General features: G+C 36.0%; 6 protein-coding genes and 1 pseudogene. 1 reads left to right on the forward strand and 6 read right to left on the reverse strand.

Annotated features, from left to right (window positions below):
* Positions 1-175, forward strand: a 175-nt coding sequence (locus tag IC220_RS05130) for a transposase (RefSeq protein WP_188152743.1), incomplete at its 5' end; no start/stop codon positions are given.
* A 237-nt stretch (positions 176-412) separates the two neighbouring features.
* Here IC220_RS05130 and IC220_RS05135 read toward each other — a convergent pair.
* The 6 genes and pseudogenes from IC220_RS05135 to IC220_RS05155 form a co-directional block, all read right to left on the reverse strand.
* A complete protein-coding gene (locus IC220_RS05135; RefSeq protein WP_188153458.1) occupies positions 413-760 on the reverse strand; it encodes a TrbC/VirB2 family protein in 348 nt (115 codons plus the stop codon).
* Between the two features lie 236 nt (positions 761-996).
* Positions 997-1,335, reverse strand: a complete 339-nt coding sequence (locus IC220_RS05140; protein ID WP_188153459.1) for a TrbC/VirB2 family protein — start codon at positions 1,333-1,335, stop codon at positions 997-999.
* Between the two features lie 121 nt (positions 1,336-1,456).
* Positions 1,457-3,826 carry a DNA topoisomerase (ATP-hydrolyzing) subunit B gene (gene gyrB / locus IC220_RS05145; RefSeq protein WP_188153460.1) on the reverse strand — a complete coding sequence of 790 codons (2,370 nt, stop codon included), beginning with the start codon at positions 3,824-3,826 and terminating at the stop codon, positions 1,457-1,459.
* Positions 3,827-3,927: 101 nt separating this feature from the next.
* Entirely contained in the window at positions 3,928-7,281 is a 3,354-nt protein-coding gene (locus tag IC220_RS07895) for an ankyrin repeat domain-containing protein (RefSeq protein WP_410543328.1), read from the reverse strand.
* Between the two features lie 6 nt (positions 7,282-7,287).
* A pseudogene (locus IC220_RS07900) lies at positions 7,288-9,189 on the reverse strand (ankyrin repeat domain-containing protein); the annotation flags it as partial.
* 16 nt (positions 9,190-9,205) lie between these two features.
* A partial coding sequence (locus IC220_RS05155) for a transposase (RefSeq protein ID WP_188152690.1) occupies positions 9,206-9,383 on the reverse strand: 178 nt, incomplete at its 5' end.

A 9,383-nucleotide genomic window follows, 5' to 3' on the forward strand; every position in this document is an offset into this window, starting at 1 on the left:
TCCCGAAGCTGAAGGATTTCAGGTTATTCCAAAACGTTGGATAGTTGAAAGAACCTTTGCTTGGCTCTCCAATTTTAGGCGCATGAGCAAAGATTACGAACATTCTCCTCTTACCTCAAAAACCAATATTTTCTTTAATATGATTACCGTTATGCTTAATAAATTAGCTACTTAAATGATTTCAAGACATCTTCTAATATATTTATGCTGTATTATCTTTTACATTAATTAAAATTAGGTAAATATTACTTCAAATTTTATCAATTTAAGTTATTTTTTTAATATCGGACTACTGCAAATGATGATGAAAAAACGCACCGCAGAAAGGAGTGTACTGATGGCAAATCAGAACTTGGTTTTGAATAGGTTGTTTTGTTCTAGCCTTGCATACATCTCTCTATCCTACCAGCCGCTACACACATTTTTTGTCTTTGGCACTCCATGTTTTACCTTGTTCACAAGTGGTTGATTTACAAGAGTGTGTTGCCTTTGGTGCAATAAACTCTACAATTGCAGGTGCACCAAAAAATGCACCAGTGAATATGCCTAATGCAACAAGTGCTGGCCACGGCATTCTGCCAAATACTGCAAGCAGTGCTGCGCCGATAATCACTACCGTCATAATCGGTCCACCTATACTATGTGAATAGTTTACTATTGCACATATTACCGTTGATGTTGCATCAAGTTTAGGAGTAGTAGCAGCAGCATCAAATGCAAAAGAAAAAATTAAAGCAATAAGTAACAGAAAGTTTTTCATTACACGTCTTTAATATATTGATGCCATATTATATTTTATATTGATTAAAATTAGGTAAATATTGCTTTAAATTTTATTAATCTAAGTTATTTTTTTAATATTAAACTACTGCAAATGATGATGAAGAAACGTGTTGAGCATTGCAGTATGTATTTAAGAAGTGTAGGCAAGTTCTGATAGCAATCAGAACTTGGTTTTAAGAGGTGTTTTGTTCACAGAATCTTGATTTGTGGACCTTACGCAGAACATACTCCGTTTTTCCATGTTTGACCTTCAGGACATTTACAAGATTGTGATGTACTTGGTGCAATAAAACTTATAATTGCAGGTGCACCAAAAAATGCACCAGTGAATATGCCTAATGCAACAAGTGCTGGCCACGGCATTCTGCCAAATACTGCAAGCAGTGCTGCGCCGATAATCACTACCGTCATAATCGGTCCACCTATACTATGTGAATAGTTTACTATTGCACATATTACCGTTGATGTTGCATCAAGTTTAGGAGGAGTAGTAGCAGCAGCCTCAAATGCAAAAGAAAAAATTAAAGCGGCAAGTAAAAGAAAATTTTTCATTACACACCATTAATATATTAATGTCTTATTATATTTTATATTGGTTAAAATTAGGTAAACATCACTTTAAACTTTATCTAAAATGTGAGAAAAAATAAAAACGCTGTTAGTAACTAGCCGTTTAAATATCAACATCATGCACATTCAGTGCATTGCTATTAATAAAGTCACGCCGTGGTTCAACTATATCTCCCATTAATATTGAAAACATGGAGTCAGCTGCTTCACAGTCTTTTATTTCAACCTTTAGTAAAGTTCTAGTTTCAGGGTTTAATGTAGTTTCCCACAGTTGGTCAGCATTCATTTCTCCAAGACCCTTAAACCTCTGTAGAGTTAGACCTTTTTTGCCATAGTCCATTATTATCTTTGCCAATGCACTAGGAGAAGTAATTCTTATCTTAGTATCTTGAGCTTGTACAAATAAATCATCATTAAATAACATACTAACATCATCTAGCAATTGCGATATACTTTGCATATCTTTACTCTCGAGCATGCTAAGTGCAAATGTATACTTGTCTGCTAGTCCTTGAAATAGTTTTGAGATGTGAATTTCTCTCTCTTCATTTTTAATTTCCACTTCCCAAGTATATTCACTGTACATTGATTGCAAATATTTTGACACTTCGCTAGCGGATGATAGAGCATTCTTTTTTTCTAGTATTAATAATGACTCCAGAAGATATTGTGGTATTTCTCTGGCATAATTTTTGCTGATATTTGAAATATCAAGACATTTATTAAGAATAAAACGTAAATCTGCAGTCGTATCGCTTAATACCAGCTTCTTAATCGCTGAGTCTACTATGTAATTATTAAAACTCTCGTCATCTTTCATATAGATGTCTTTAGTATTTCTTGTAACTTTATAAAGAGGTGGCTGAGCTATATATAGATATCCTTTATCAATTATTTCACGCATGTGCCGGAAAAAGAAAGTTAAAAGCAAAGTTCTAATGTGTGAACCGTCAACATCTGCGTCTGTCATAATGATAATCTTATGGTATCTAGCTTTCTCAGCATTGAAGTGTTCATTTCCTATTCCTGCACCAATTGCTGTGATCAGAGAGCCGATTTCTGCAGATGAAAAAATGCGATCTAAACCTACACGTTCTACATTAAGAATTTTTCCTTTTAAGGCAAGCACAGCCTGTGTTTTACGATTGCGACCTTGTTTTGCAGAACCACCTGCAGAATTACCTTCCACTATGAATAACTCCGATAGCTCTGGCGTTTTTTCTTGGCAATCAGCAAGTTTTCCTGGCAGAGTTGCAATATCAATACTGTTTTTACTTTTAACTAATTCGCGAGCTTTGCGAGCAGCTTCTCTGCCTTTTGCGGATCTAATTGCTCTTTCAACTATACTAGCTGCTAATTTTGGATTAACTTCAAGCATTGTAGCAAACTTTTCAGCTATTATACTTTCTACTACTGTACGTGCTTCTGAGCTAACCAACTTATCCTTTGTTTGTGAAGAAAATTTAGGGTCAGGCATTTTGAGAGATAGAATGCAGGTTAAACCTTCTCTAACATCCTCTCCAGTTAAGTTTACTTTAGCTTTCTTTAAAAAACCTTCATTAGTTGCATAATTATTTATACACCTAGTCAAAGCGGACCTAAACCCTGCCAAGTGTGTGCCACCATCCCGTTGTCTTATATTGTTTGTGAAGCATAACATGTGTTCATAATAAGAGTCATTCCACTCCATTGATACTTCTAAACTTATGCCAAGATCTTCTGCGCTACCTTGCATGCTAGCGATTTTAGTGACAGGTGTTTTATTTTTATCTAAGTACTGCACAAAATTTGCTGTACCAAAATTTTCTTCAGAGTGATTGAAATGAGATTCTGTTGGTGGTTCATTACGTAAATCATATAGAGTAATATCGATGTTCGAATTTAAAAATGCTAACTCTCTTATACGACTTTCAAGCGTTGAATAACTAAAATTAATGCCATTAAAAGTCTCGCTTGATGGCATGAATGTAACTTTAGTACCTCTCTTGTTTGTGTTTTCGTTTACTACCTTTAAAGGTTCAATAGAATCACCATTTTCAAAGCGAATGAAATGTTCTTTTTTATCACGCCAAATAGTCAATTCTAGCCAACTCGATAGCGCATTTACCACTGAAATACCTACTCCATGTAAACCACCAGAAACTTTGTAAGTATTATTGTCAAATTTTCCACCAGCATGTAGTTGAGTCATTATAACTTCTGCTGCTGATATACCTTCTTCTTCATGAATACCAGTGGGAATACCACGACCATTATCAGTAACAGATACTGATCCATCTTTGTTAATGCTAACTTCAATTTTGTTGCAATGCCCAGCTAGGGCTTCATCTATCGCATTATCAACAACTTCATATACCATATGATGTAATCCAGACCCATCATCAGTATCACCAATATACATACCCGGACGTTTTCTTACGGCATCAAGACCTCTAAGAATCTTTATCGAGTCAGCATTATAACTATTTTCCATTGAGTTGCCTTTTGTTATGAATATTAATAATGTTACACTTAGATACGCTAATTAGCAACATTAAACCTATTTCTAGTGCAATTTTGTTGTCAGAGCTCTCTTTAAATACATCCTTGCCTGTGCTTATCAGAAATGGGTTGTGCAAGAGGCCTATTTAAACAAGTTTGTGGTTTACTAGCAGTTTCAAATGGATATGTTTGATGCTTTGCAGGTTTAGTGGATTGCAAAAGCTCTGCAGCTTCTATGATAGGTGTTGCATACGAGAAGAATATATCTGGAATTTTTCTGCTATTACCACTCTTGATAGTGTAATATATTTTTGACTGCATTTCAGCAAGGTTTATTGACTCACCTGCCTGTATACCATACTTATCTCTTATCCATTGTTCAAACTTTTCTATAATATTTAGTGCATAGCTTTGTGCTTCAGCGTTTACAGATTGCTCTGCTGTTGCAACATACTTTTGACCTGTAACTTTTCTTACCAGTACGTCAAATAACATTATTATACCATTGACATCAATATTCCATATGGATGTTTCTGTGTTAAATTGGTTAATATTCTCTCGCTTGCTTTCTGCTGTAACAAAATTATATAGTCCTTGAGTAATACCTATTACTAATTGTGGTAGCCATGATGTTGCTATGCTTGCTCCACTTGTCACATACTTCTCTTGTACAGCATTATTAGTCTCTTTATATTTTTTCCTGTTTTCTGAAATATCGCGACGATTACGGTTGCTATAGCTGCCCTTTGATTTGAGATAAGAAGCTACTGCATTATGGCCATTATCTTCTGCTATCTTTAACGGAGTAGGGCCCCATTGTTCGTTACAAAAAATGAAACAGCTCGACTCTTTCCAATGATATTGTTCATTAACTGAAACTCCTACTTCCTCAATCAAATATTTAACGATATTTAATTTACCTTGTTGAACAGCTCTATGAAGAGGAGTGTAATTATGTGCATCAAGGATGTGTACATTAGCACCGTTTTCCATAAGATACTTCACAACGTCTAACTTACCTTCTTGTGCAGCCAAGTGTAGAGAAGACCAGTGATGGCCACCAATTGCACCTTTAAGGTTAATATCAAGGAGTTTTTCTTCTATAAAATATTTTACTACGTCCAAAGCGCCACCTTCTGCAGCCCTATGAAGAGGAATATAACCATTCTTATCAGTAGCATGTAAAGCAGCATCTTTATCTATAAGGTATTTCACTACATCTAATTTATTCTTGTAGGCAGCCCAGTGTAGAGGAGTCCAGTGATAGCCACCATCAGCTCCGTGAAGGTTTACGTCAAGATGTTTTTCTTCTATAAAATATTTTACTATATCTAAAGCACCACCTTCTACGGCTCTATGAAAAGGGGTATAACCATGTTCGTCGATAGTGTGTAAGTTAGCACCTTTGTCTATCAAGTATTTCACTACATCTAAGTAGCTATTTCTTGCAGCCCAGTGTAAAGGGGTATAACTATCGTCATCTCTAGCATCTAGGCTGACTCCTTTATTAACATACTCTTTTACCAGATTAAGGTTGCCTTGTTTTGTTGCATTAATTAGATCAAGTTGTGGTTGTCTTAAAAAGTTTTTTACTTGAATTGAAAGAGCTAAATCTAAAGCAGTATCGCCATTGTTAGTTTGAGCATTAACGTTAGAACCTTTTTCCACAAGATACTTAACAACATCCATATGGCCATTCCATGAAGCATAGTGTAGCGGTGTCCAGCCATTTCCAGTAGCAATAGCATTAATATCAGCTCCCTTTTCTACTAAAAATTTAACTACCTCTAATTTATCATTTTGAGCAGCGTAGTGTAAAATTGTTCTACCGTCATTGCCCTTTCCATCCCTAGTATTAACATTAACATTTTCGTCGCTTATAAAATACGTAACTATATCTAGCTGACCGTGCCAAGCTCCTAAGATTATAGGAGTATTGCTAATGTTATCCTTAGCATTAATATTGGCACCTCTTTCGACAAGAAACTTAGCAGTATTTACGTGACCTTTCCATGCTGTATAGTGTAGTGGTGTCCAACCATTGCCAATAGCAATATCATTAACACTCATACCCTCGTTGAGAAAAAACTCAATAATATCTTTACTACCACCTTGAGCAGCAATATGTATCGGTTTTCTATGATTGCTATCAGTATCTATAGCATTAATATCAGCACCCCTTTCAACAAGGAACTTAACAGTATCTAAATGACCTTTCCATGTTGCATAGTGTAGTGGTGTCCAGCCATTGCCAATAGAAATACTATTAACACTAACGCCCTTGCTGAGTAAAAACTCAATAATATCTTTATGACCGCCTTGAGCAGCAACATGTATAGGTTTCTTATGACTGCTGTCAGTATCCACAGCATTAATATCAGCACCTTTATCAATAAGGTATTTTACTATATCTAATTTGTTGGTGTAAGCAGCAATATGTAGAGGAGTCCAGTGATAGCTATCATCAGAGCTGTTAAGATTTATGTCAAGATGTTCTTCTTCTATAAAATATTTTACTACATCTAAAGCCCCTCCTCCTGCAGCCCTATGAAGAGGAGTGTAGCCATTCTTATCAATAATATGTAAGTTAGCACCTCTGCTTATAAGATATTTTACTACATTTAAATGATCATTGAGAGCGGCCCAGTGTAAAGGAGTACGATTATTATCATCTTTAGCATTCAAGCTTACTCCTTTACTAACATACTCTGTGACCATATCAAGATTGCCTTGTCTTGCAGCATTAATTAGATTGAGTTGTGGTTGTCTTAAAAAGATTTTTACTGGAATTGTAGTAGCTAAGTCTAAAGGAGTATTACCTTTATTGTCTTTAGCGTTGACATTAGCACCTTGACTAACAAGAAATTTAACAGTGTCTAACTCACCTTGCCATGCAGCATAGTGCAGAGGCGTACAGTTGTTTTGATCAGTATCATCAATATTAACACCTTTACTGAGAAAAAACTCAATCACATCTTTACTGCCACCTTGGGCAGCAACATGCATTGGTTTTTTATCGAAGTCATTAGCAGCTTTGGCCTTAATATAGGCACCTTGATCAATAAGGAATTTAACAGTGTCTAGCTTATCATAAAATGCAGCATAGTGCAGGGGTGTCCAACCGTCTCCAACAGTAATATCATTAACACTAATACCTTTACTGAGAAAAAACTCAATCACATCTTTACTACCACCTTGAGCAGCGACATGCATAGGTTTTCTATGATAGGTGGTGGTGTCTATAGCATTAATATCGGCACCCTTATCAGTAAGAAATTTAACAACATCTAAACGGCCTTTCCATGCTGCATAATGCAGAGGTGTCCAGCCGTCTCTATCAGTATAGTTAATATCAACGCCCCTGCTGAGTAAAAATTCTATGACATTTTTGTGGCCGTATTGAGCAGCAATATGTATTGGTCTACTACGATCGGGGGTAGCATTCACAGCATTAATATGAGCACCTTTATTAAGGAGGAACTTAACAACGTCTAAGTTACCTTTCCATGCAGCATAGTGTATTGGTGTCCAACCATTTCCAACAGCTATATCATTAACATTGGCGCCCTTGCTGAGTAGAAATTCAATCACATCTTTATTACCACCTTGAGTAGCAACATGTATAGATTTTCTACCATCCGCAGTAGCATCCACAGCATTAATGTTAGCACCTTTAGTCTCAATCAGATATTTAACGATATCTAAGTGACCATTGTTGGTAGCTCTGTATAAAGGAGTCCAGCCATCATTGTCTTTAAGAGCGAAGTTAACGCCTTTAGTATTAATCAGGTATTTTACTATATCCAAGCTACCGGAAGAAGCTGCCCAATGTAAAGGAGTCCAACCAAAATTGTCCTTAAGAGTAAAATCGGCTCCTTTGCTATCAATTAAGTATTTCACTAAATTCAAGTTACCAGAAGAAACAGCTAAGTGTAGAGGTGTTCTGCCATCATTGGATTGCAGAGTAAGATCAGCCATTTTATCATCGATCAGGTATTTAACAATATTTAAGTGACCATTAGCGGCAGCTCTGTGTAAAGGAGTCCACTCACTATTGGATTCTAGAGTGAAATCAGCCCCTTTAGTTTCAACCAGGTATTTCACTAAATTCAAGTTACCAGAAGAAGCAGCCAGATATATAGGGGTCCAGTTATTATTGGATTGAATAGTAAAATCAGCTCTTTTGTCATCAATCAGGTATTTAACAATATCTAAGTGACCATTAGCAGCAGCAAAGTGTAGGGGGGTCATGCCGTAATGGTTCTTCACATTAAAATCGGCTCCTTTGTTATCGATCAGGTATTTAACTGTATCTAAGTGACCATTAGCAGCAGCAAAGTGTAGAGGAGTATAGCCATCACTACCAGGAACTCTGAAATCGGCTCCTTTTTCTACTAGGTATTGCGTTATGTCCGCAGAAGTAGAAAAGTATATAGGAGTATCACCATTTTTATTAGTAACATTAAGGTCAATACCTTTTTCTATAAGATATTTCACCACATTAAAGTGATTACTCCAACTGGCAAAGTGTAGAAGGGAATTGCCATAATTATTGGTAGCTGTGAAATCAGCACCCTTTTGCACAAGATATTTCACCATATTCAAGTGGCCTCTGGCAGTAGCTAAAAATATAGGAGTGTTACCATAACTATCAACAGCATCCACTTTTGCGCCTCTTCGTATTAAGTATCTTATTACACCTAAGTTGCTGTTTAACGCTGCTAAATGTAGGGCCGTATTGCCTTTATTATCACTTTGGTTAGGTGAAGCATCTTTACCATCTATGAAATATCTGAGCATATCTAAATTGCTACTTAAAATAGCAAGGAGAAAAGGAGTATAACCGTTGTTATTCTCCGTATGTAGGTCTACTTGTTTTTGATCGCTAAAGTACCTAACGATATTTAAATGACCTCGTAAAGCAGCAATATGCACGGGAAGATTGCCATATTTATCTTGTTTACTTGAGTCAAAATGTCTTTCATGTGCAAGATACCTGACTATATTTAAATGACCACCATAAGCAGCCCAGTGTAGTGCAGATCCCTGTTCAGCACCTTTGTCTACAAGAAACTCAACTATCTCAAAATAACCGTTACTCGCTGCAAGATCTATAGGATTTTTATTTTTACTGTTAACACTAACTCCATTGTTATTGACTAGAAATTGTACAATACGTAATTTACCATTGTAAGCAGCAAGCCCTAAAGGGGTGTACCCATATTTTTGTTCTGCATATAGGTTAGCGCCTTGTTCAACAAGACGTTTCACTACATTTAAATCACCACCTTCAACAGCAAAGTGAAGAGGTGTATAACCATATTCATCCACATTCTCAATAGATGCACCTTTGTCTAGGTAGTGTCGACATTTATTTTAACCAAAGATATATAGAAGCAATATGGACAAAAGATAAGAAAGAAATAGCTAATTTATCATAACGAGTAGCAACCCTACGAAAATTCTTGAGTTTATTGAACATTCTTTCGATGAGATTTCTCTCTTTATAAAGCTCTTTATCGTATTCTCTTGGTGTTTTTCTATTGGAA

It is taken from the genome of Wolbachia endosymbiont of Pentalonia nigronervosa, assembly GCF_014534705.1.
Classification (GTDB): domain Bacteria; phylum Pseudomonadota; class Alphaproteobacteria; order Rickettsiales; family Anaplasmataceae; genus Wolbachia.